The sequence below is a fragment of the Leisingera sp. ANG49 genome, from assembly GCF_059694505.1.
Genome location: NZ_JCATZN010000006.1, coordinates 90,987 through 113,130 on the forward strand (window position 1 = coordinate 90,987; position 22,144 = coordinate 113,130).

17 protein-coding genes are annotated in these 22,144 nt (G+C 63.9%); 9 read left to right on the forward strand and 8 right to left on the reverse strand.

All coding sequences use genetic code 11. The features are described 5' to 3' along the window. Positions 1–14 precede the first annotated feature (14 nt). A complete protein-coding gene (locus AC58NV_RS18775) occupies positions 15–1,586 on the forward strand; it encodes a trimethylamine methyltransferase family protein (protein ID WP_497228480.1) in 1,572 nt (523 codons plus the stop codon). Between the two features lie 15 nt (positions 1,587–1,601). Here AC58NV_RS18775 and AC58NV_RS18780 read toward each other — a convergent pair whose 3' ends face one another. Both AC58NV_RS18780 and AC58NV_RS18785 read right to left on the reverse strand, forming a co-directional pair. After that, entirely contained in the window at positions 1,602–2,810 is a 1,209-nt protein-coding gene (locus AC58NV_RS18780; RefSeq protein ID WP_497228481.1) for a mandelate racemase/muconate lactonizing enzyme family protein, read from the reverse strand. A gap of 13 nt (positions 2,811–2,823) precedes the next feature. Next, positions 2,824–4,482, reverse strand: coding sequence for a GMC family oxidoreductase (locus AC58NV_RS18785; RefSeq protein WP_497228482.1), 1,659 nt, complete (start codon positions 4,480–4,482; stop codon positions 2,824–2,826). A gap of 104 nt (positions 4,483–4,586) precedes the next feature. Between AC58NV_RS18785 and AC58NV_RS18790 the strand changes: the two genes are divergently transcribed. Continuing rightward, positions 4,587–5,477, forward strand: a complete 891-nt coding sequence (locus tag AC58NV_RS18790; RefSeq protein ID WP_497228483.1) for a LysR substrate-binding domain-containing protein — start codon at positions 4,587–4,589, stop codon at positions 5,475–5,477. A 50-nt stretch (positions 5,478–5,527) separates the two neighbouring features. Here AC58NV_RS18790 and AC58NV_RS18795 read toward each other — a convergent pair whose 3' ends face one another. The 3 genes from AC58NV_RS18795 to AC58NV_RS18805 form a co-directional block, all read right to left on the reverse strand. Beyond that, positions 5,528–6,643 (reverse strand): cystathionine gamma-lyase, encoded by a 1,116-nt coding sequence (locus AC58NV_RS18795; RefSeq protein ID WP_497228484.1) that lies wholly within the window; start codon positions 6,641–6,643, stop codon positions 5,528–5,530. A 115-nt stretch (positions 6,644–6,758) separates the two neighbouring features. Further along, on the reverse strand, positions 6,759–8,450 hold the full coding sequence (locus tag AC58NV_RS18800) for a thiamine pyrophosphate-binding protein (RefSeq protein WP_497228485.1): 1,692 nt from the start codon (positions 8,448–8,450) through the stop codon (positions 6,759–6,761). A 133-nt stretch (positions 8,451–8,583) separates the two neighbouring features. Next, positions 8,584–9,507 (reverse strand): LysR family transcriptional regulator, encoded by a 924-nt coding sequence (locus tag AC58NV_RS18805; RefSeq protein WP_497228486.1) that lies wholly within the window; start codon positions 9,505–9,507, stop codon positions 8,584–8,586. A 151-nt stretch (positions 9,508–9,658) separates the two neighbouring features. Here AC58NV_RS18805 and AC58NV_RS18810 point away from each other — a divergent pair, with 151 nt between their 5' ends. The 6 genes from AC58NV_RS18810 to AC58NV_RS18835 all read left to right on the forward strand — a co-directional run bounded on the left by AC58NV_RS18810 (position 9,659) and on the right by AC58NV_RS18835 (position 18,938). Next, positions 9,659–10,669 carry a TAXI family TRAP transporter solute-binding subunit gene (locus AC58NV_RS18810; RefSeq protein WP_497228487.1) on the forward strand — a complete coding sequence of 337 codons (1,011 nt, stop codon included), beginning with the start codon at positions 9,659–9,661 and terminating at the stop codon, positions 10,667–10,669. A gap of 119 nt (positions 10,670–10,788) precedes the next feature. After that, positions 10,789–13,014, forward strand: coding sequence for a TRAP transporter permease (locus AC58NV_RS18815; RefSeq protein ID WP_497228488.1), 2,226 nt, complete (start codon positions 10,789–10,791; stop codon positions 13,012–13,014). Beyond that, on the forward strand, positions 13,011–14,276 hold the full coding sequence (locus AC58NV_RS18820; RefSeq protein ID WP_497228489.1) for an NAD(P)/FAD-dependent oxidoreductase: 1,266 nt from the start codon (positions 13,011–13,013) through the stop codon (positions 14,274–14,276). Before AC58NV_RS18815 ends, AC58NV_RS18820 begins: the two co-directional genes overlap by 4 nt. Further along, positions 14,273–15,001 (forward strand): aspartate/glutamate racemase family protein, encoded by a 729-nt coding sequence (locus AC58NV_RS18825; protein WP_497228490.1) that lies wholly within the window; start codon positions 14,273–14,275, stop codon positions 14,999–15,001. Before AC58NV_RS18820 ends, AC58NV_RS18825 begins: the two co-directional genes overlap by 4 nt. Before the next feature lie 121 nt (positions 15,002–15,122). Further along, positions 15,123–16,376: an aminotransferase class V-fold PLP-dependent enzyme gene (locus AC58NV_RS18830; protein ID WP_497228491.1), complete on the forward strand. Its 1,254-nt coding sequence runs from the start codon at positions 15,123–15,125 to the stop codon at positions 16,374–16,376. Between the two features lie 144 nt (positions 16,377–16,520). Next, positions 16,521–18,938, forward strand: a complete 2,418-nt coding sequence (locus tag AC58NV_RS18835) for a GcvT family protein (protein ID WP_497228492.1) — start codon at positions 16,521–16,523, stop codon at positions 18,936–18,938. A gap of 59 nt (positions 18,939–18,997) precedes the next feature. On the opposite strand, the gene AC58NV_RS18840 is transcribed toward AC58NV_RS18835, so the two are convergent. The 3 genes from AC58NV_RS18840 to AC58NV_RS18850 all read right to left on the reverse strand — a co-directional run bounded on the left by AC58NV_RS18840 (position 18,998) and on the right by AC58NV_RS18850 (position 20,574). Next, entirely contained in the window at positions 18,998–19,384 is a 387-nt protein-coding gene (locus tag AC58NV_RS18840; protein WP_497228493.1) for a type II toxin-antitoxin system death-on-curing family toxin, read from the reverse strand. After that, positions 19,381–19,605 (reverse strand): AbrB/MazE/SpoVT family DNA-binding domain-containing protein, encoded by a 225-nt coding sequence (locus tag AC58NV_RS18845; RefSeq protein ID WP_497228494.1) that lies wholly within the window; start codon positions 19,603–19,605, stop codon positions 19,381–19,383. Before AC58NV_RS18845 ends, AC58NV_RS18840 begins: the two co-directional genes overlap by 4 nt. A gap of 81 nt (positions 19,606–19,686) precedes the next feature. Then, positions 19,687–20,574: a LysR substrate-binding domain-containing protein gene (locus AC58NV_RS18850; RefSeq protein WP_497228495.1), complete on the reverse strand. Its 888-nt coding sequence runs from the start codon at positions 20,572–20,574 to the stop codon at positions 19,687–19,689. A gap of 209 nt (positions 20,575–20,783) precedes the next feature. On the opposite strand from AC58NV_RS18850, the gene AC58NV_RS18855 reads away from it, so the two are divergent. Continuing rightward, positions 20,784–22,136: an MmgE/PrpD family protein gene (locus tag AC58NV_RS18855; RefSeq protein WP_497228496.1), complete on the forward strand. Its 1,353-nt coding sequence runs from the start codon at positions 20,784–20,786 to the stop codon at positions 22,134–22,136. Positions 22,137–22,144 lie beyond the last annotated feature (8 nt).

Consider the following 22,144-nt stretch of genomic DNA (forward strand, 5'->3'; position numbering starts at 1 on the left):
CCGGAGACCGCTATATGGTTGACGTTACCAAGACCCGTTCCCGCCGCCGCAGCGGCGGCCGCGATGCCCGCGCCGCGGCCCGCACCCAACCCTCCGCCAGCCAGGCGATCTGGCCCGGCCTTTCCGGCGGTCGCTACCGGCCGCTGTCGGATGTGGACATGCAGAAGATCCACAACGCCGCGCTGACCATTCTGGAGCGCACCGGCATCGGTGATCCGACAGAGGAATTGCTGGATCTGGTGCTGCCCAAGGGCGCCATCCTCAACGAACACGGCCGCCTCTGCTTTCCCCGCGCGCTGATGGAGGACCTGCTGGCCGGCGCGGCCAATGAATTCTATGTCCACGCCCGCGGCAGCCGCGCCGGCAAGGACGACATGCACTGCACCAAGGACAAGGTCTATTACGCCAATTCAGGCACCGCGGTGACGACCTTTGACGCGGCCAGCCGCAGCTACCGCCCCTCCACCATCCGCGACGTCTATGACTTCACCCGGCTGGTGGACCGGCTCGACAATATCCACATGACCGGCGACACCGTGCTGGGCACCGACGTGCCGCAGGATTTCGAGCATGACATGTCGATGCTCTATTCCATTCTGGCTGGCAGCGAGAAGCCGTCTTGCCTCACTTTCCGCGACCGCTCCCACATCAAGCCGGCCATTGAGATGTTCGACATCGCCTCGGGCGGTGAGGGCAAGTTCCTGCAAAAACCCTCAGTGATCTTCGGCGGCTGCCCGATCGTGTCGCCGCTGCGGCTGGGGCGCGAGAACCTGGAGATCATGATCGACACCGCCAAGCTGGGCCTGACCTGCGATCTGGCGGTGCCGCCGCAGGCCGGTGCAACCTCCCCTGCCCCGCTGGCGGGCACCCTGGCGCAGGCGGTGGCGGAGACGCTCTCCTGCGTCGCCATCGTCAACCTGATCAACCCCGGCACGCCGGTTGTGTTCGCCGCCTGGCCCTTCATCACCGACCTGCGCACCGGCTCCTTCACAGGCGGCTCCGGCGAGCAGGCGCTGATTGGCGCGGCTGCGATCCAGATGGGTAATTTCTACAACCTGCCCACGTCCGTAGGCTGCGGCATGACTGATTCCAAGATCCCCGATGCCCAGTACGGGCTGGAAAAGGCGCTGACCTTCTCCCTTGCCGCCCATGCCGGTGCCAACCGCCTGTGCGAGTTCGGCGGCATGGTCGGCTCGCTGATGGGATGCTCCTTCGAGTCGATGGTAATCGATAACGAGGCCGCCGGCATGATCTCCCGCACCCTGCGCGGGATCGAGGTCAGCGACGACACCCTCTCGGTCGATGTGATCCACGACTGCGCCACCGGGCCAGGCCATTTCCTCGGCAACACCCAGACGCTGCAGTATATGGAAACCGAGTACGTCTATCCGGATCTGATGGACCGGGAACTGACGGATACCTGGGAAAAGGCGGGCAAGCAGACCATGTTCGACCGTGCCCGCGAGGTGTCGGACCGGATCCTGGGTGAGCATTACCCGAATTACTTTGGCAGCAAGCTCGACGCGGAGATCCGCGCCAAGTTTCCGGTCAAACTGCCGCCAGAGGCAATGCGCCCCGGCAGATGATGCCGGGGGCCGCGCTTACTGAACCACCGGCTCCTGCGCCAGTTCCAGGTGCAGCTCTGTGCCGGTATAGGGGCTGGCGGCGATTGCCTCGTCGTCCAGCTCCACCCCCAGGCCCGGTTCCTTGGAGGGGATCACATAGCCGTCTTCCCAGGTGATCGCGGATTTGAGGCAGGACATATAGGGGCCTTCAAAGGTGCCGATGCTTTCCAGGATCAGGAAATTCGGGCTGCAGGTTGAAATCTGGATGTTCGCCGCCGCCACCACCGGCCCGCAATAAAGATGCGGCGCAATCTGCGCCTGCCGGGTCTCGGCCATGGAGGCGATCTTTTTGGCTTCCAATAGGCCCCCGACCCGCCCCAGGTCCATCTGCAGGATCGAGGCCGCGCCGGCCTCCAGCACGCGGGCGAACTCATGCTTGGTGCAGAGCCGCTCGCCGGTTGAAATCGGCACCGAGGTGAAGCGTGCTACCTCTGCCATATTGGCGGGGTTTTCCGGCGGCACCGGCTCCTCGAACCACAAGGGCTCATAGGGTTCCAGCCGCCGCGCCATTCGTTTGGCACCGGAGACGGTGAACTGCCCGTGGGTGCCGAACAGCAGGTCCGCGCGGGTGCCGACCGCCTCGCGGATGCGCTTCACGAACATCTCGCTGCGCTCCAGGTCCTCCAGCCGCGGCTGGTGCCCGTCATAGATTGTGTAAGGCCCGGCGGGGTCGAATTTCACCGCGGTAAATCCTTGCTCCACCCGCTGCAGCGCCACCTCCGCCGCGATGTCAGGATCGTTGTAGACATTGGGTGTGTCCGGGTCCGGGTACACATCGCCCTCTGGCGGATAGAGGTAAGTGTAGCTGCGCAGCCGCTCATGCACCTGGCCGCCCATCAGCTCGTAAACCGGATTGCCCGCTGCTTTGCCGATGATATCCCAGCAGGCCATTTCCAGCCCGCTCAGCACCCCCATCACTGTCACGTCGGGCCGCAGTGTGTAGCCGGCGCCATATGACTTGCGCCACAGCTTCTCGATATGGTGCGGGTCGCAGCCTGCGAACTGGCGGGCAAACATCTCTTCCGCCATCGCGCAGCACAGATCCGGGCCGAAAGTGGCGTTGTAGATCTCTCCCACGCCGTTGATGCCGCAAGCGGTGGTCAGGCGCACAAAGATGAAGTAGCGGCCGCCGTGGCGCGGCGGCGGGTTGCCGAACACAAAGGTTTCAATCTTGTCGAGCTTCATCTGAATTTCCCTGTCATTCAGCCGCCAAGGGCCTGTTTTCATTATCTTCCAGAACCATTTCCGCGCCGCGGGCGGCCAGCATCATGGTGGGGGCATTGGTATTGCCTGAGGTCACATTCGGGAAAGACGAGGCGTCGATTACCCGCAGGCCCGCCACCCCATGCACCCTGAGCCGCGCATCCAACACCGAGTCGGCTGCATTATGCCCCATCCGGCACGTGCAGCTTGCATGAAACACGCTGCCCGCGCGTTCACGGAAGTTCTCCAGCAGCGCCGCATCGTCCATCCCGGCGATATCCGGCATCCGCCTCTCCCGTGTGACCCGTTTCATGGCGGGGGTGGCGGCCAGCGCCTGCAGCAGATGGCTGGCGCGGATGGCGGTTATCTTGTCTTCCTCTGCCGACAGCGAGTTCGGCTCGATCAGCGGTGCTTGGCCCGAGTCGGCAGATTGGATAGTGATCTGCCCGCGGCTGGCTGGGCGGCTCGGCTGCACGCAGAGCAGGAAACCATTGTCCTTATCGATCTGCGGCTTGCCGTTCGCCTGCGTCGAATAAGACGCCGGGTTGCAGTAAACCTGCACATCCGGCAGCGCTGCGCCCGCTGTGCGGACAAAACCGCTGCACTGATTGACCGGCACGCTTAGCGGCCCCTTGCGGGTCAGCACATATTGCAGCCCGGCCTTCATTTGCCCGGCGAAACTGCCCAGCCGGTCGTTCAGCGTTGCGGTGTTGGCCCAGAAAAAGTGCGAGACAGCCAGATGGTCCTGCAGCCCTTGCCCCACCTGCGGCAGATCGTGGGCGACTTCGATGCCATGGCTTTGCAGAAGTGCCGCCGGGCCGATGCCGGACAGTTGCAGCAGCTGGGGCGAGTTCACCGCGCCGGCGCTCAGGATCACTTCGCGCGCCGCCATGGCGGTTTGCGCTTGGCCGTTCACCCGGAAGGCCACGCCAGTGGCCCGCCTGCCCGCCGTCAGCACCTTCTCCACCAGCGCGCCTCTGATCACCGTCAGGTTTCTGCGCTTCATAGCGGGTCGCAAAAACGCATCCGCCGAGGACCATCGCCGCCCATCCTTCACCGTGCTGCGGACATAGCCCATGCCCACGCTGGGCAGGGTATTTGCACCGTCTTCAACCGCGGCGTTCATGTCTGGCAGAAAGGGCCAGCCCATGTCCTGCCCTGCTGCCAGAAAGTTCTTGGCAAAGGGATGCATCCGCTCGCTGAGATCGGTGACCCGCACCGGCCCCGACCCGCGCAAACGGCGGCGGCCCTGATGCCATTCGTCGTTGCTCTCCAGAGCCTCATAGCTGCGGCGCACATTCTCCCAGCCCCAGCCAATGGCTCCCGCCGCCTCCCAATCATCGAAATCATGCGGCAGCCCGCGCACATAAGCCATCGCGTTTATTGAGCTGGAGCCGCCCAGCACCTTTCCCCGCGGCCAGTAGACCTCGCGCCCGCTCAGCCCCGGATCTGCCGCGGCAGAGTAACGCCAGTTCACCTTGGGGTCCGAGAAGGTAAAGCCATAGCCGACCGGGATCCTGATCCAGAACCGCCGGTCAGTGCCGCCGGCCTCGATCATCAGCACTTTGTAGCGGCCATTGGCCGTCAGCCGCTCGGCCAGCACACAGCCCGCCGATCCGGCGCCCACGATGATGAAGTCAAATGTCTGCGCCATGGCTTGCCGAGTCCGTTTATTCCCGGCGACCTTGCACAGTGCGCTTGGTGCAAATCAAACAATGTGTTTTGCCCCTATGACCTAACTGTGCTTAAAGCTAAGCCATGACCGATCTGCCCCATGTCACCTGGCTCAAAGCCTTCGAAGCCGCTGCGCGGCTGAACAGCTTTTCTGCCGCCGCGGAGGAGCTGGGCCTGACCCCTGCCGCGATCAGCCAGCAGATCCGGCTGCTGGAAACGCACCTGAACACGCAGCTGTTCAAACGGCTTCCCCGCGGGGTGGCGCTGACCGACACCGGCCAGGCCTATGCTCAGCCGATCCGCAAATCCTTTGACGACATGCAACGGGCCACCAACGGGCTGTTCAGCAAGAAACGCCAGCGGGTGGTGCACCTGCGCGCGACGATTTCCTGCGCGGCGCTGGTGATCGCGCCGCAGCTGGCGCGGTTCAGGGCCGAGCATCCGGATATCTTTGTGCAGCTCTCCTCCACCGTCTGGTCCAGCCGGTTCGACGAGGAGGCGCTGGACATCGACATCCGCTATGGCGGCGGCGACTGGCAGGAGGCGCAGATCCTGCACCTGGGTCACGAAAGCGCCATCCCGGTTTGCAGCCCCGCCTATGCCAAAGCCCTTGGCGGGAGCCCTTCTATTGAGGATCTGGCCAGTTCCGACGTGGTGCAGATCATCGGCTCGGAGACCGACTGGGGCCGTTTGGCCGATCTGCATGGGCTGACCCTGCAAGTGACCACCGACTGGCTCAAGGCGGACTCATCGTTGCTGGCGCTGCAAACAGTGGCGGCGGGCCATGGGGTGACGATGGTGCTGGAAAGCTTTGCCCGGCAATACATTGAGCAGGGGCTGGTGATTGCCCCCACCGCATTCAAACTGCCAAAGCGCCGCTCGCACTACATGGTGATCAACGACCGCGCGGGTCAGCGGGAGGAAGTTAAAACCGTCGCCGCCTGGCTGACGTCGCTGTATCAGGCTCTGACTTGACATGGTTTCCGCGCCTGTCCCGGCGGGGTAAGTGCAGAAAACGTTTTGTCCTAGCCTTGCAGCCGGTCCAGCGAAGCCGCCATCGCGCTCCACAGCTCCTCTGCCGGTTCGGTGCCGACCGAGATGCGGATGAACCCCGGCGCCACGGCATCGCCCCAGCGGGCGCGGCGTTCAGCCGAGGTATGCACCCCGCCAAATGACGTCGCGGAGCGGATAAGCGGGCAGCTGTTGATGAAGGCATCGGCCAGTTCGGCACTGTCGAGGGTAATCGAGATCAGGAAGCCGAACCGGGCCATTTGTTGCTTGGCCAGTTCATGCGAGGGGTCTGACTCCAGCCCCGGAAAGCGGATCCCCCGTACTAGCGGATGCGCCGCCAGCTGTTCGGCCAGCACCTCCGCGGTGCTGCACATCCGGTCAAAGCGCACTTCCAGCGTTTCCAGCCCCCGGTGCGCCAGCCAGGCCTCCTGCGGACCGGGGATGCCGCCGCCGAACTGGCGCCATTCACGCGCGGCCAGCAGCACATCCGAATTACGGGTGGCCAGATGCCCCATCAAAACATCGGAATGCCCGCCCGGCGCCTTGGTGTCAGAGGCCACCACGACATCCGCACCCAGTTCCAGCGGGCGCTGGCCCAGCGGGGTCATGGTGGTGTTGTCGACAAGCAGCAGCCCGCCAGCGGCGTGAACCGCCTCAGCAACGGCGCGGAGGTCGCACAGGTCCAATCCGGGGTTTGAAGGGGTTTCCGCAAAAACAACGTCAAAGCCATCGAAGCCGCCCTCGGCAAAACTGGTGGTGGGGCGCTGGTGAACTTCCACGCCGAGGCTCTGCAGGAACCGCTCGCTCAGGCGCCGGGTCACATAGTAGCCGTCCGACGGGATCAGCAGTTTCGACCCTGCTTTCACGGTGGCAAACAGCGCCGCAGAGATCGCTGCCATGCCCGACGGAAATGCCAGCGCGGGTGCGTCTTCCAGATACCCCAGCACATGCTCCAGATGCTCCCAGGTGGCATTGTCCACCCGGCCATAGCTGGGACCGCCGGTCCAGTCGCCCGGCAAATGGTACATCGAGCTTTGTGTCAGCGGCAGGGCTACAGGGTCGCCTTCGGACAGCGTGTTGCCGCGCAAGTGCAGCATGGCGCCGGATTTGGGAGCGGTGGGTTTGTCCATTGGCGGCGCCTTTCCTGAATGCGGGTTCGGCAAATTCATAGCGGGCGCCCCGCAAAGGAGACAAGGCCGGAAACGCAATGTTCCCGGCCTTCGGCTTTGTCCGGCTTTTGGGGGTTCAGCCCATCCAGCGCCGGACCGGGGCTGCGGATTCCTCCAGCGCCTGGCAGACCACGTCGATCAGGGTCGGGCCATCATGGGCAAAGGCCTCTTTGATCGCCTGATCCAGATCTTCCGGACGTTCCACCCGCCAGGTCTTGACCCCGAACGCCTCAGCCACTGCGGCGTGGTTGGTGCGGTTGAAGTCCACATTGTAATAGCGCTTATCGCAGTCGTCGCGCTGGCTGGCCTTGATCCAGCCGAAGTTCGCGTTGGAGAACACCACATAGGTGATCGGCGCGTTGCAGCGGACCACGGTCTCCAGCTCGCCGCAGGTGAAGTTGAAGGAGCCATCGCCCATCATGCCGACAACTTTGCTGGACGGCCGCCCGAACCAAGCGCCAAGCGATGCCGACAGCGAATACCCCAGCGCGCCGTGGGCGCGGTTGGTGATGTACTGTCGGCCGGGATGCTTCTGCTGCGAATAGGCGTTGTAGTAGGGGCAGCTGGTACCCGGGTCGGAGACCACGATGGCGTCATCGGGCAGGTTCTGGTTCAGCGCATGAATGATCTGCTCCGGCAGAACCTGATCGGTCTTGCTGTTGGCCAGTTCCTCGAACTTGGCGAACTTGCGCTGCTTGATGTCAGCGATCTTTGCGGCACCGCCGAAGGACGGCAGGTCGCCCTCGCGGGTGTCCAGGTGGGCGTTCACCGCCTGCAGCGCCAGCTTCAGGTCTGCTACCACGCCCACCTCGGTCGGGTAATTGGCTCCGATGGTCATCGGATCGTTGTCGAAGTGCACAATACGCTGGCCCGGCTTCGGCGCCTCCCAGCGCGAGGTGGTGGTAGAGCCCGCACGGCAGCCCATGAAGATCACCAGATCGGCCGCTTCCATCAACTCCCAGGTCTCGTTGGTGCCGCCGTTGGAGCCGACAACCCCCAGCGACTGTGGATGGGTGTCGGCCAGCGACCCCTTGCCGGAGATCGAGGTTCCGACAGCGATATCGAGACGGGAAGCGAGCTTGCCTAGCTCCTCCATCGCGCCGGAAATCACCACGCCGCCGCCGCAGACGACCAGCGGTGACTTGGCGGTGAGGATGGCCTCCACGGCAGCCTCCGCCGCGCCCGGTTCCGGCGCCGCGCGGTAGGCGGGGTAGCTCTGATGCTTGGGATCGCCCCAGATGTCGTCCGCCGGAACGGCGTCGTACTGAATGTCATAAGGCAGCCCCAGATGCGCGGAGCCGGAGCGGCCTGTGGTCATCGCCCGGAACGCCTGGCGCACCATGCGCGGGATGTGATCGGCGCGCTTGATCACTGTGTTGAACTTGGTCAGCGGTCCCATCAGGACCTCTTGATTGACCTCGGTCAGCGGGTACTTCCCATAAGACCCAACCGAAATGTCAGTGGTGATCGCCAATACGGCATAGGAGCTTTCGTTGGCCTCGATCAGCCCCGGCAGGATGTAGGTGGCGCCGCCGCCAGACGGCCCCTCGCACACCCCTACCCGGCCGGTCACGCGGGAGAAACCGTCGGCCATATAAGCCGCACTGCGCTCGTCGCGGGTAAGGACATGGGTGATGCCATGCTCCAGCCGGTTCATCGCGTCATAGAAAGGCAGCGTGGTGTCGCCGCAAAGACCAAAGATGTGGGTGACGCCGTGCGCCTCCAAAGAGCGCACCATCGCCTCAGCGCCGTTCATCGTGTTTTTCATGGGTGCCCCCTGAAGCCGTCTTGAAACCTCTCCCGGAAGACGCCCGGGATTCGCGCTCTAAATTGTATACAATTCTGTAGATAGAAGTGAAGACCAAATTTCAGTTTTCTGAAAAGACCCGCCCAAAGCACTTCTACCTTGCAGATTCCGTGAGGATTTCAGTCACATACTTTCGCCAGGCCTCAGCAAAACTGGCGGCCAGCTGCGATAGCGGACGCTCGCTGGGGGTGAGAATCGAATAGCCAAAAGGGATCTGCGGCTCAAACGGCAGGAACCGGATCCGCTGGTCGCCCGCGTTGCTGCGGCGGTAGCTTTCGGCGCTGAGCACATCAACCACGGCACAGGCCTGGCCCGCGGCGATGAAGTGGAACAGCGGCAGAAAGTACTGCGCGTCATAGCGCAGGTTGAACTCGGCGCCCGCGGCCAGAAACACCTGCGAAGTGGCCTGATAGGTATTGTGATCCGGCTGCAGCGCGCCCATCGGCTGGCCGTCCAGATCGGCCGCCGTGATCACCTCGCGCTCCGCCAGGGGGTGGCTGGCCGGCATGGCGCAGAGGCAATTGCTGGGAAGCTCTTCCGCCGCGTACAGCTTGCGGTCGCCGCGGAACCGGGTCATGTCGCAGAAGCCGATGTCAAAGCTGTTGGCCGCCACCAGGCTGCGCACCTGCGGCGACGACCGGGTGGCCAGCGTCACCCGCACCTCGGGCTTGCCGGCGACAAACCGGCTGATGAATTCCGGCAGCAGAAAGGTCGATGGCCCCGGCATCGCCACGATGCGGATCGAGCCTTGCACCCGGTCGCGCATATTGGCCAGGTTCTGCTGCGCGGTCTCCATCCGCGACAGGATCTCGGTCGCCTCCTCCATCAGATACTGCGCCTCGGGCACCGGCACCAGGCGGCGACCCTCACGCAGGAACAGCGGCAGGCCCAGCTCTTCCTCCAGCGTCTTGATGGCGGCACTGATCGCGGGCTGGGTGCGGTGCAGGTTGCGGGCCGCTTGGCTGACCGATCCGGTCTTCATGACCTCGTGAAAGACAGCGAGCTGGTGAGAGTTCATCAAAGGTCCCCTGGCGCAAAACAAACATAAATCTGATCTATATATACAGTATAATTTTAAATTTGTACTTATGCTTTTCCTTTATCATGATGCAAAAATCGGAGGAGAGAGCTGCCGGGCGAGGCGGCAGCCAAAACCAAGGGAAGAGACAATGGGAATTTTCAAGAAACTGACCGGGGCCGCACTGGCCTGCACCATGCTGACCGGCGCCGCGGCGGCGCAGGACATGACCTTTTTCCGCATCGGCACCGGCGGCGCGGGCGGCACCTATTTCCCGATCGGCGGCATCATCGCCAATGCGATTTCCAACCCGCCGGGCTCGCGCTCCTGTGACGAGGGCGGCAACTGCGGCGTGCCGGGCCTGGTGGCGATGGCGCAGTCGACCAACGCCTCGGCGCACAACGTGAACGCGATCCAGGCAGGCCAGATGGAAGCGGGCCTCTCTGGGGCCGCAACCCTGCATTTCGCCTATCACGGCAAGGGCAAGTTCGAGGGCAACGCCAAGCCCGACCTGCGGGTGATTGCGAACCTGTTCCCGGAAGACCTGCACCTGGTGCTGCCCGAGGGCCACGAACTGGGGAGCCTTGCAGACCTCAAGGGCAAGCGCGTCGGGATCGCGCAGGCCGGTTCCGGCACCCAGATCGCGGTGGAGCTGATCCTGGGCGACCACGGCGTGAACCGCGGCAACATCGACGAGGCTGAACTGAACAACGCACAATCCGCCGAGCGCATCGCCGACGGCCAGCTGGACGCCTATTTCTATGCCGCGGGCACGCCCGTCGCGGCGATGATCCAGCTCGACAACACTAAGGGCATGGAGCTGCACAACTGGTCGGCGGAAGAGGTCAAGATGGCCAACACCACTGTGCCCTACTACATCCCCTCGACCATTCCGGCAGGCACCTACCCGGGTGTGGACTATGACGTGAACACCGTGGCGGTCTCCGGCATGCTGGTCACCAATGCCAACATGGATGAGGAGCTGATCTATCAGATCACCAAGGCGATGTGGTCCGATACAGCCCGCAAGCTCTTGGACAACGGCCACCCGAAAGGCAAGGCGATCACCCTGGAAACCGCGCTGGACGGCGTCGAGGGCATCGGCGTGCCGCTGCACCCGGGTGCTGAACGCTTCTACCGCGAAATCGGCATGCTGAAGTAATTCCTCCCCTGAACTGCGGCAGCAGGGTACGCTCTGCTGCTGCTTTTGTTTCCCGGCGCCCCTGTCCGCAGCGCGGATGAACGGCGCGCGCCGGCAAGGCCCCGGACTGGAGACCCCCGATGTCCCTGGACACCCATCTCGACAACAAGGCGCTTGAGGAGCTGGAGAAGCAGTATGACTCCGCTTTGAACACGCGCGACAACGGCCCCACGCTGACCGGCGTCATCTATTGGGCCAGCATCGCCTTTGCACTTTACCACCTGTGGACGGCCGGTTTCGGCACGCCGGTGGACCATGTGCATATGGGCATTCACCTGGCGGGCCTGTTCCTGTTCATCTTTGTGGGCTTCCCAATGATCCGGACCGCGCACAGCCTGGACTGGCGCGGGCCCAGCCTGCTGCGCCCTGGCAACGTGCCGCTGTATGACTGGGCGCTGACCGGCCTCAGCATGGCGGCGGCGCTGTTCCTCTGGGTCAGCTGGCGGGGCTTCGACATGTTCAGCTTTGACATCGCCGAGCAGGCGCTGCGGCAGGGCAATCCGTCGGGCCTCGATGTGTTCTTCGGCTCGGTGCTGATCCTGACGGTGCTAGAGATCGCGCGCCGCACCATCGGCTTCGTGCTGCCTCTGATCATCCTGGTGTTCATGGTTTATGCGCTATTCGGCCCCTACATGCCCGCGCAGATCCTCAAGCATCCGGGCGTCAACTGGCAGCAGTTCGTCAACAACATGTATTTCCCGTCCGAAGGCATCTTTGGCGTGACGCTGTGGGTGGTCTCCACCGTGGTGTTCCACTTTGTGCTGTTCGGCGTGGTGGCGCAGCGGATGGGGCTGGGGCAGTTCTTTGTCGACAACGCCATGCTGCTCGCTGGCCGCTACACCGGCGGTCCGGCCAAAGTGTCGGTGGTGTCCTCGGCCTTCTTCGGCACGATTTCCGGGTCTTCCATCGCCAACACGGTCTCCACTGGCTCGCTGACCATCCCCAACATGAAGAAACTGGGCTACCCCGGCCATTTCGCAGGCGGGGTTGAGGCGGCGGCTTCGGCAGGCGGCCAGATTACCCCGCCGATCATGGGGGCTGCGTCCTTCCTGATGGCGGAATATCTGGAGGTGCCCTACACCACCATCGTGATTGCGGCGATCGTGCCCGCGCTGATGCACTATATCGGTGTGATCTCGATCGTGCATTTCACCGCCAAGAAGCTGGGCCTCACCGCCTACCCCAAGGATCAGCTGCCCAAGTTCCTGCAGGTCTGGAAGGACGGCTGGTACACCATCATTCCGCTGATCGCGCTGCTGCTGGTGCTGTTCTCGGGCTATTCGCCCAACATGGCGGCCTTCATCGGCCTCAGCCTGTGCATCGTCGTCGGCTTCTGCGCCTTCGACAAGCCTGCCACCCTGCTGATCCCATTTGCCCTGCTCGGCTTCATCCTGTGGAAGGCGTCGCCTTACTCCGGCGAAGGCTACACACCGGTCATGGCCGGGATGCTGGCGGCGCTGACCATCATCGGCTGCCTGCACCGTAATGAGCGGCAGAACTTCCGCGACCTGTTCGACAGCTTCCACGTCGGCGTGCAATACGCACTGGCAGTGGGTGCCGCTTCGGCCGCTGTGGGCATTGTGGTGGGTGTGATCAACACCACCGGCGTCGGCTTCCGCCTCGGCTTCATGGTCACCGGCGGCGCCGCGGATATGGCATCAGCAATCGCGCCGCTCCTGGACTGGACCACGATCGAGGCCTTCAGCCAGCCGTCGATCCAGCAGTTCCTGTCGCTGGTGCTGATCGCCATGGCCTGTATCCTGATGGGCGCCGGCCTGCCGACCACCGCGCTCTATATCATGCTGGTCGCGGTTGCGACGCCGGCCCTCAGCCAGCTGGGCGTGCCGCCGCTCGCCACCCATATGTTCGTGCTCTACTACGGTGTGATTTCCGAGATCACCCCGCCGGTCTGCGCCTCGGCCTATGCGGCAGCAGGGATTGCGGGCTCCAACCCGTTCCGCACCGGCCTCAATGCCTTCACCCTGGGTCTGGGCAAGCTGATGGTGCCGATGGTGTTCGTCTACGCGCCCACCATGCTGATCGTGCTGCCAGAGCATTTCACGCTGCTGAGCTTCACTCAGGTCACCCTGACCTGCGCGGCAGGCGTCTTTGCCATCGCCACGGCTGTCTCCGCCTACTTCCTGGCCCCGCTCAGCGGCATCTGGCGGCTGCTGATGGCCATCGGAGGCCTGCTGCTGGTGGCGCCCTCCGGCGGTTCTGACATCGCAGCGCTGGTGGTGATGGCACCGGTGCTGGTGCAGCAGTTGGGCCAGCAGCGCAAACTTCAGGCCGAGGCCGCGCAATGAGCGGCCCCGCCTCCCCCGATGTCACGGTCCTGGGGGCCGGAATCGTCGGCATCTGCTCGGCCCTCTCCCTGGCCGAGCGGGGCCTTCGGGTCCGGCTCATCGACCGGGATGCTCCAGGCCAGGCGACGTCTTATGGCAATGCCGGCATCATCTCCCCCTGGTCGGTGGTGCCGCAATCCATGCCGGGACTGTGGAAGAAGGTGCCGGGCTGGCTGCTGGACCCTCTGGGGCCGGTGACGGTCAAACCTGCCTACCTGCCCAAAGTCGCCCCTTGGGGCTTGCGGTTCCTGTCGGAAGGGCGCGAAGGGCGGATCCGGCAGATCTCCGACGCGATGGACACGCTGAACCGCAACTGCGTTGAGCTGTACCGCCAGCATCTGGCGGGCACCGGGCATGAGGATCTGGTGCAGGACAGCTTTTACGTCCACGCCTTCCGCAACGCGGACGCCGCCGATCTGGATTCGGTGGATTACCGGATGCGCGGCGATCGCGGCGCCGACATGGAGCGGATCGGCGCGGCAGAGCTGCGCGATCTGGAACCGGCGCTGTCTCCGGAATTCCAGGCTGCGATCCTGATCAAGGGCCAGGCCCGGGCGCTGTCGCCGGGACGCATCGGCACCGTTCTGGCGGAGAAGTTCCAGTCGATGGGCGGCGAAATCCTGACCCGGACGGTGCGGGGCATCCTGCCTGCACAAAGCGGTGGCTGGACCTATACCACCGAGGCGGGCCAGGAATGGACGCCCAAGCTGGTGCTGGCGATGGGGGTCTGGTCCGGTGAACTGCTGAAGCCCTTGGGCATCAGGATCCCGATGGAATCCGAACGCGGCTACCATGTGTCATTCCCGGCCCCGGGCGTCGTGCTCAACAACTCGATCATGGATATGGACATGAAATTCGTGGCCTCCTCGATGGAGGAAGGGTTGCGGGTGGCGGGCACTGCCGAGTTTGCTGGTCTCGACCAGCCCCTGAACCGGAAACGGCTCGACGGGCTGGTAAAACTGGCCAAGGCGCTGCTGCCGGACCTGCGGGCAGACGACATGGACACCTGGTCCGGTCAGCGCCCCAGCCTGCCCGACAGCCTGCCCTGCATTGGCGAGGTCGAGGGCTTCCGGGATCTGATCGCCGCCTTTGGCCACAGCCACTACGGCCTGATGATGGCGCCGAAAACCGGGCGGCTGGTGGCGGATATCGTGAGCAAAACCCCTCTGAACGAAGACCTCTCGCCGTTCCGGGCGCGGCGTTACGAAAGGATCAAGGCATGACCATCCACCCCGGCGGGCAGAATATCTGCGGCGTCTCCATCGGCGTTCTGGCGCTGGAAAGCTATTTCCCCAAGCCGCCCGGCCATATCAAGAACCCCTCCAGCCTGCATTTCACCACGCTCTATGAAATGCTGGACGGGATCACCGTGCCGAAACTGCTGGCGAACCCCACCGGCGAGATGAAGGACCGGCTGATCGACGCCGCCAAGCAGCTGGAGGCCAAGGGCGTGCGGGCGATCACCGGCTCCTGCGGGTTCCTAGCGATTTTCCAGAAGGAGATCGCGGCGGCGGTGAATGTGCCGGTGTTTGTCTCCTCGCTGATCCAGGTGCCGCTGGCGCATCAGATGACCGGGCGCACTGTGGGGGTGATCACCGCCTCCGCCGGCAGCCTGACCGATGCGCATCTGCAAGGTGTTGGCGCGGAGAACACACCCATCGCGGTGCAGGGGCTGGACGATGCCGAGGAGTTCTCTACCGTCATCCTGCGTAATGAGCGCACCGCTATGGATCTGGCCAAGGTGGAGGCGGAGCTGCTGGCCGCGGCCAAGGGCATGATCGCGCGCAACCCCGGGATCGGGCCGATCGTTCTGGAATGCACCGACCTGCCGCCCTATGCCCATGCGCTGCAGGCCGAGTTGAAGCGGCCCGTGTTTGACATCATCACCCTGTCGGAGATGGTGCATAGGGCCGCGCTGCGTACTCCTTTCCACGGCTTCATCACCTGACAAACACGCTGAAGGCTGGTACAGAGATTTCCAGCCCTCAGCCCCGGATTTTTTTGTATCTCCCAGCCGGGCATCCACCCTACTGTGACGGCAAATCAAACGCCCTTCTGTTGGACTTGCCATGCCCCAGATCACTGACATCCTCCTTGACCAGATCCGTGCCCGCTTTGCCCAAGTGGACAACTGCCCCGAACGGGGCAGCCGCATCTTCTTCGAAAACGCCGGCGGCGCGCTGACGCTGAACGCGGTGGTGGAGACCTCTGCCCGCTACGCCGCAATCCCCGACAACCAGGGCCGCGACAACCCCGGCAGCCATGAGCTGGTGCGGGTGATCACCAAGGCCAAGGACGACATACGCGTCTTCATGAACGCGCCCGGCGGCCAGTTTTTCGTTGGCGAAAGCGGTACCGAACTGCTGTTCCGGCTGATCATGAACGCCTGCCTTGGCACCTCCGAAGGCGGAACTGTGCTGGGCTCAACGCTGGAGCATCCGGCGACCCGTTCCGCCTGCGCCCGCTGGGCCGGGGTGGCGCGGCAGACACATGTGCTGATCCCGCATGACGACGCCAGTGGCACGATCACCGCCGAGGCTTACGCCAAGGCAGTCACGCCGGACACGGGTGTGGCCACCATCGTGCATACCTCGCCTGTCACAGGCATGGGCGTGGATGTGGCGGCCTGCGCTTTCGCCATCCGCGAGGTTGCGCCGGAATGCTTCATCATCGTTGACGGCATCCAGCACGCCGCCCACGGGAGCATCGACCTGACCGCCTATGGCGTGGATGGCTATGTGATCTCGCCCTACAAGATGTTTTCGCGTCATGGCTACGGGCTCGCCTGGATCTCGGACCGGCTGACCGCGCTGCCGCATGACAGCCTGATCGACGGGCCTGCGGACAACTGGGAAATGGGCACCCGCGACACCGGCAGCTATGCGACGCTGTCGGATGTGGCCGCCTACCTGGAATGGCTCGGCGGCGAGGTCAGCGATGCCACGGACCGGCGCGCGAAATTCGTGGCGGCGGGAGAGGCGATCCATGCCCACGAGAAAGCCCTGACCGATGCGATGATCCATGGCACCGGCAACCTGCCCGGCCTGGCAGAGATGGCGGGCGTCACCATCCTGGGCGGTCCGGACAACCCGGCACGCGAAGGGCTGGTCTCGCTGACCGTGGACGGCGTGCCTTCGGTGGATGTGGTCAAACGCTTGAACGAACAGGGCATCCGCACCCATCTGCGCAAGGCGGACCATTATTCTGGCAACATTCTGGCGCCCCTGGGCATGGACAGCTGCGTGCGCGTTTCCATGTGCCACTACAACAGCGTGGGCGAAGTGGCGAAGTTCCTGGGTGTGATGAAAGAGATCACCGGATGACCCATCGAATCCGGGGCCATTGGGTTTGAATTCTTCACGGGTCATCACCCGCCCCCGCCGCTAGGGTCGCCAGGAAGGAATTGGCGGCCCGCCCCGGCCTGCAGGGCGCGCTGTTTCAGGCACGCAGGCAAGGGAACATGACGCATGAAAACCCATGCACAGGCAGTTGTCATCGGCGGCGGGCTGGTCGGCTGCTCGATCCTCTACCACCTGGCGAAACTCGGCTGGAAAGACGTGGTACTGCTGGAACGCGATGAGCTTACCGCAGGCTCCACCTGGCACGCGGCGGCCAACATCCACGGGCTGCACGACAACAACAACGTGACCCGCATCCAGCACTACACCATGAATCTCTATAAGGAGCTGGAGAAGGAAACCGGCCAGGGCTGCGGTGTGTTCCAGCCGGGGTCCCTGTACCTTGCCAAGACCGAAGAGCGCGAGCACCAGCTGCGCCTGCAGGAGGCCAAGGCGAAATACTACGGCCTGAACTTCTACGAGGTCAGCCGTGAGCAGGCCAAGGAACTGCACCCGCTGGCGCAGTTCGACGACATCCGCTGCATCATGTTCGAACCCGATGGCGGCAATGTGGATCCCTCGGGCGTGACCATGGCCTATGCCGCCGGAGCCCGTGCCATGGGCGCCCAGATCGAACGCTTCTGCCCGGTGATCGGCACCGAACAGCAGCCGGACGGCAGCTGGATCGTGAAATCCGAAAAGGGCGACATCCACACCCAGTGGGTGGTCAACGCAGGCGGCCTCTGGGGCCGTGAAGTCGCCGCCATGGCGGGCCTCACCCTGCCGCTGCAGCCGACCGAGCACCAGTATTTCGTGACCGAATCCATCGACGAGGTCGCCAAGCTTGGCCGCCGCCTGCCCTCGATCGCGGACCGCGACGGCGAATATTATTTCCGCCAGGAGGGCAACGGTTTCCTGATCGGCGCCTATGAAAAGGACATGCGCTTCTGGGCCGAGGACGGCACCCCACTGGACTTCGCGCATGAGCTGTTCCCCGACGATCTGGACCGGATCATGGAAAACGTGATCCGCGCCACCGAACGCGTGCCCTGCGCCGAGACCGCCGGCGTCAAGCGGGTGATTAACGGCCCGATGATCTGGTCGCCGGATTCCAACGCCATCTGGGGCCCGGTGCCGGAGCTGAAGAACTACTTCTGCTGCACCGGCATCATCCCCGGCTTCTCGCAATCCGGCGGCCTCGGCCTGCTGGCGGCGCAATGGATGATCGAGGGCGAGCCGCAGTACGACATGTTCGCCTGGGACCTCGCCCGCTTTGGCGACTGGGCCGACAAGAAATTCACCAAGGCTCGTGTCGAGGACCAATACGCGCACCGCTTCGCCATCCATTTCCCGAACGAGGAACGCAGCGCCGGCCGCCCGGCCCGTGTGCGCCCCGCGTATGAGATGCAAAAGGAAATGGGCTGCGTATTCGGCCTCAACTGCGGCTGGGAGCATCCCCTGTGGTTCTCCGGCGTGCCCGGCACCACCGACACCAACAGCTTCACCCGCCAGAACTGGTGGGAGCCGGTTGGCCGCGAAGTGAACATGCTGCGCGAGAACGTCGGCGTCATCGACATCTCGAACTTCGCCAACTACGTGGTCAAGGGCCCGGGCGCCTATGACTGGCTGGACAAGCTGGTCGCCAACAAGGTGCCTACTGAGGTCGGCCGTTCCTGCCTGACCCCGCTGATTTCGGTCCGCGGCGGCGTGGCCGGCGACTTCACCATCACCAAGGTGGCGGATGATGAGTACATGATGGTCGGCTCCGGCATGGCGGAACGCTATCACCAGCGCTTCTTCAACATGGTCGAGCTGCCGGAAGGCACCACATTTGAGGTCGCCACCAACCGCATCGCAGGCTTCAACGTTGCTGGTCCGAAATCGCGCGACATGCTGCAGCGGATGACCAATGCGGACCTGGCGAACGAGAACTTCCGATTCATGCGCTCCTGCACCATTGACGTGGCAGGTGTCGAGTGCCTGGCGATCCGCGTGTCCTTCACCGGCGATCTGGGCTGGGAACTGCACTGCGCTGAGGAAGATCAGGTCAAGCTGTACGCCGCCCTGCTGGCAGCTGCCGCAGAGTTCGACGGCGGCCCGGTGGGCGGCCGTGCGCTGGGGAGCTTGCGGATCGAAAAGGGCTACGGCTCCTGGGGCCGCGAATACAGCCAGGAATACTGGCCGCAAGAGGTTGGCCTGGCCGGACTCATCAAGCTCGACAAGGACTTCCTCAACAAGGACGCCTATCTCAAGGTCAAGGATAACGCCCCGCGCGAAATGCTGTCCGCCTTTGAAATCGACGCGGTGAACGATGCCGACGCTTCCGGCGGCGAGCCCATCTTCACCCCCGATGGCAAGCCGGTTGGGCGGGTGACATCCGGCGCCTTTGGCTACTCCGTCGGCAAGTCTCTGGCGCTGGGATATGCCAACCCGGCTGTTGCCAAGCCGGGAGATGAGGTTGAGGTCTATATCCTCGGCAAGCCGCACAAGGCACGCATCCTGGAAGCGGCTGCCTTCGACCCCTTAGGTGCGCGGCTGCGGGCCTGACCGAAAACAGCAAAAGCCGCCCTCCCGGGCGGCTTTTCTTTGGCGGCAGCGGCTGAGGGTCAGAGCGGTTTCATCCCGGCCTTCAGCCATTCAGCAAAGGCCGCCTCATCCACATCGCCGGTGGCCAGATCCTCCATCATCCGCACACCCTCCACCGGGTCCGGGCGGAACTGGTAGCCGTTGAGGCGCAGGAAGGTGACAGCGGTCACAAAGGCCGTGCGCTTGTTGCCATCGACAAAAGCATGCGCCTTGGCGATGCCGAACGCATAGGCCGCCGCAACCTCCGCCACGCCGGCATCGGCATACGCCGCCAGGTTCATCGCCCGGGCGCAGCCCATCTCCAGCAATGCTTTGTCACGCATCCCCGCCGCGCCGCCATGGCGTGAAATCTGCCGGTCGTGGAAGATGGTCACCGCCGCCAGCGGCACCCAGGTGTATGTGCTCACGCCAGCGCCTGAAGCAGGTCGCGATTTTCATCCATCACGACCTCAGCCGCCGCCAATGCCTCGGCCACCGTGGGGTCATGCGCCATCACCTTGAGGCTGCCGTCATCGCCGCGTACTACAAACAGCGTGTCGCCTTCCTTGGCGTCCAGCATCGTCAGCATCTCCGTCGTCAGTGTAATGACGGCGGAGTTTCCGACTTTCCTGATCTTGGTCTCAATCATCAGCAGGTTCCGTGTATATATGTGTGTATATACGCGAAACGCCGCCAGAATTCAATGCTGCCCGCGGCCAGCCGTGAAGGCCTACAGTTCCATCTCTGCTGCCGCCTTCAGCAGCCAGGCCTTGAAATGCTTGACCGAGGGCGTCGCCGCCTTGTCCTTGAAAGTGGCGAAATAGGTCCAGGGGCAATCAAGGTCGAAATCAAACGGCTCCACCAGCCGCCCGTCCGCTACATGGGACCGGACGAGTGTTTTCGGCAGAACAGCACAGCCCAGCCCGTTTGCAGCAAACTCCAGCCCCATGTTGGAGGAATTGGTCTGCAAGCCTCCCTTCAGCTCGATGCCCGTCAGCCCGAAATGCTTGGCGATCTTCTCCCAATAGATCGGCCGTCCCAGGATATGGATCAGCTTTGCCTGCACCAGCTGTTCCGGCTGTGTCAGCGCCTCACCCGCCACATTGAAATCCGGGGCGCAGACCAGCGCCAGCTTTTCGTCCCACAGCTTGACCGCAGGCCCCATCACGTCATCGACATGGTTGATGGTGATCGAAATGTCGGAGACATTGGTCTCCACGTCGACCCAGATTGTGCTGTGGATAGTCAGATCGATATCCGAGTGCGCCGCCGAGAACCCCTCGATCACCTTCAACAGCCAGCGCTCCGCCAGGCTCACCGGGCAGGAGATCACCACCTCCCGCTTGTGGCTTTGCGAAATCAAGAGCTGGGTGGCACTGTCGATTTCCTGCAGCGCATGCCGGACCGAGGGCAGATAGGCCTCGCCCACGTCAGTCAGCGACAGCGACCTAGGATGGCGCACGAACAGCGGGCGGCCGATGAATTCCTCCAGGCTGCGCACATGGTTCGACACCGCTGACTGGGTGCAGTTCAGCTCATCCGCCGCCGAGGTGAAGCTCAGATAACGCGCGGCGGCCTCGAAAGAGCGCAGGAAAGTCAGGTGGGGGAGATTCTTCATCAATCAGTCCGCTGGCGGTTTCGGGGCCATGTTCCCATGCAATGGTTTGGGCTGCAATTCCAAAGGGATCGCGCCCCAGCCAGGTCAAAAAGCGACGTCTAGCACGCATTTCGCGAAATATAACGGCCCTATGACCCCGGTTTATTTGCGGGTCACTTGCGGCGGCTGCCCCTACGCTTTGGCCAACGCCCCCATATGGACCGCCTGATATGACAGCCACATTTGACCGCGCCGCCGACTTCACCTTCGGCCTATCCCCCAGTGATATGCCGGAGACCACCCGCAAAGCTGCCGCGCTGATGTTCCTGGACACGCTGGGCATCACCATCGGCGCCACCCCGATGGAGGCCGGGCGCATCGCCCGAGACACCGCCGCGGCGCTTTATGGCTGCGGCGAGGACGGGCTGGCCGCGCGCATGATGTTCGACGGCCGCCGGGTAAGCGTCGCGGGCGCCGCCTATGCCGCCGCCACCGCCACCGACAATCTGGACGGCCACGACGGCTATTACCCGACCAAGGGCCATATCGGCGTGGTGGTGATCCCGGCAATCGCCGCACTTGCGGAAACCGTGCCGGACTTTTCGGGCCCCGAGGCGCTGGCGATCACCACCCTGGGCTATGAACTGGCAGGCCGCGCGGCGCTGTCGCTGCATGCAACCGTCAGCGACTACCACACCTCCGGCGCCTGGAATGCGCTGGGGGTGGCCGCGATGGCGGCCCGCATGCGCGGCCTTAGCCGTGACCAGCTGCGCCAAGCGCTGGGGATCGCCGAATTCCACGGCCCCCGCAGCCAGATGATGCGCGAAATCGCCAACCCCTCGATGCTGCATGACGGCTCCGGCTGGGGCGCGATGGTCGGCATGTCGTCGGCCATCCTGGCGGAAAAGGGCTTCACCGGCGCCCCCGCCATCACCATTGAGGAGGACCGGGTGGCGGACCACTGGGAGGATCTCGGCAGCTTCTGGCAAATGGAACACCAGTATGTGAAGCCTTACCCGATCTGCCGCTGGGCTCATGCCCCGATCGACGCCTTGCGCCAGGTGATGCTGGAACACGGGCTGAGCCACGAGCAGATCGCCAAGATCCACATCAACACTTTCCACGAAAGCGCCTGCCTCTACCCGGGCCTCCCCGCGACCACCAGCCAGGCGCAGTATTCGCTGGGCTTTGCCGTTGCCATCCAGGCCGCATACGGGCGGATCGGAGTGGAGCATATCTCCGGCGCGGGCCTCGCGGATCCGCTGGTTGCCTCAATCCACGAGCGGATCTCGGTTGCGGAGGCCGCGCGCCATTCGGCCCGCTTCCCGGCCTGCCGGGTGGCCGATGTGGTGGTGACGCTGACCGACGGGCGCGTGTTTGAGACCGGCGACGTCCACGCCCGCGGCGGCCCCGAGGCGCCGTTTTCGCAGGACGACATCGTGCGGAAGTTCATGGAATTCGCATCCCCGTCACTGGGCGAGGCCCGGGCCGGCGCCATCCGCGACGCGGTGCTGGGCTTCACCAACGAGGGCAGCAAATTCTCCGATTTGGGGCGGCTGATCTACGACGCCCCGGAAGCTTAAGCCACCAA

Excerpts from the sequence above, each read along its gene's own strand:
- AC58NV_RS18855 (WP_497228496.1), top strand. The coding sequence starts at position 20,784 with ATGACAGCCACATTTGACCGCGCCGCCGACTTCACCTTCGGCCTATCC.
- AC58NV_RS18795 (WP_497228484.1), bottom strand. The coding sequence starts at position 6,643 with ATGGACAAACCCACCGCTCCCAAATCCGGCGCCATGCTGCACTTGCGC.
- AC58NV_RS18820 (WP_497228489.1), top strand. The coding sequence starts at position 13,011 with ATGAGCGGCCCCGCCTCCCCCGATGTCACGGTCCTGGGGGCCGGAATC.
- AC58NV_RS18845 (WP_497228494.1), bottom strand. The coding sequence starts at position 19,605 with ATGATTGAGACCAAGATCAGGAAAGTCGGAAACTCCGCCGTCATTACA.
- AC58NV_RS18810 (WP_497228487.1), top strand. The coding sequence starts at position 9,659 with ATGGGAATTTTCAAGAAACTGACCGGGGCCGCACTGGCCTGCACCATG.
- AC58NV_RS18850 (WP_497228495.1), bottom strand. The coding sequence starts at position 20,574 with ATGAAGAATCTCCCCCACCTGACTTTCCTGCGCTCTTTCGAGGCCGCC.
- AC58NV_RS18800 (WP_497228485.1), bottom strand. The coding sequence starts at position 8,450 with ATGAAAAACACGATGAACGGCGCTGAGGCGATGGTGCGCTCTTTGGAG.
- AC58NV_RS18780 (WP_497228481.1), bottom strand. The coding sequence starts at position 2,810 with ATGAAGCTCGACAAGATTGAAACCTTTGTGTTCGGCAACCCGCCGCCG.
- AC58NV_RS18790 (WP_497228483.1), top strand. The coding sequence starts at position 4,587 with ATGACCGATCTGCCCCATGTCACCTGGCTCAAAGCCTTCGAAGCCGCT.
- AC58NV_RS18805 (WP_497228486.1), bottom strand. The coding sequence starts at position 9,507 with ATGAACTCTCACCAGCTCGCTGTCTTTCACGAGGTCATGAAGACCGGA.
- AC58NV_RS18825 (WP_497228490.1), top strand. The coding sequence starts at position 14,273 with ATGACCATCCACCCCGGCGGGCAGAATATCTGCGGCGTCTCCATCGGC.
- AC58NV_RS18785 (WP_497228482.1), bottom strand. The coding sequence starts at position 4,482 with ATGGCGCAGACATTTGACTTCATCATCGTGGGCGCCGGATCGGCGGGC.
- AC58NV_RS18815 (WP_497228488.1), top strand. The coding sequence starts at position 10,789 with ATGTCCCTGGACACCCATCTCGACAACAAGGCGCTTGAGGAGCTGGAG.
- AC58NV_RS18830 (WP_497228491.1), top strand. The coding sequence starts at position 15,123 with ATGCCCCAGATCACTGACATCCTCCTTGACCAGATCCGTGCCCGCTTT.
- AC58NV_RS18835 (WP_497228492.1), top strand. The coding sequence starts at position 16,521 with ATGAAAACCCATGCACAGGCAGTTGTCATCGGCGGCGGGCTGGTCGGC.
- AC58NV_RS18775 (WP_497228480.1), top strand. The coding sequence starts at position 15 with ATGGTTGACGTTACCAAGACCCGTTCCCGCCGCCGCAGCGGCGGCCGC.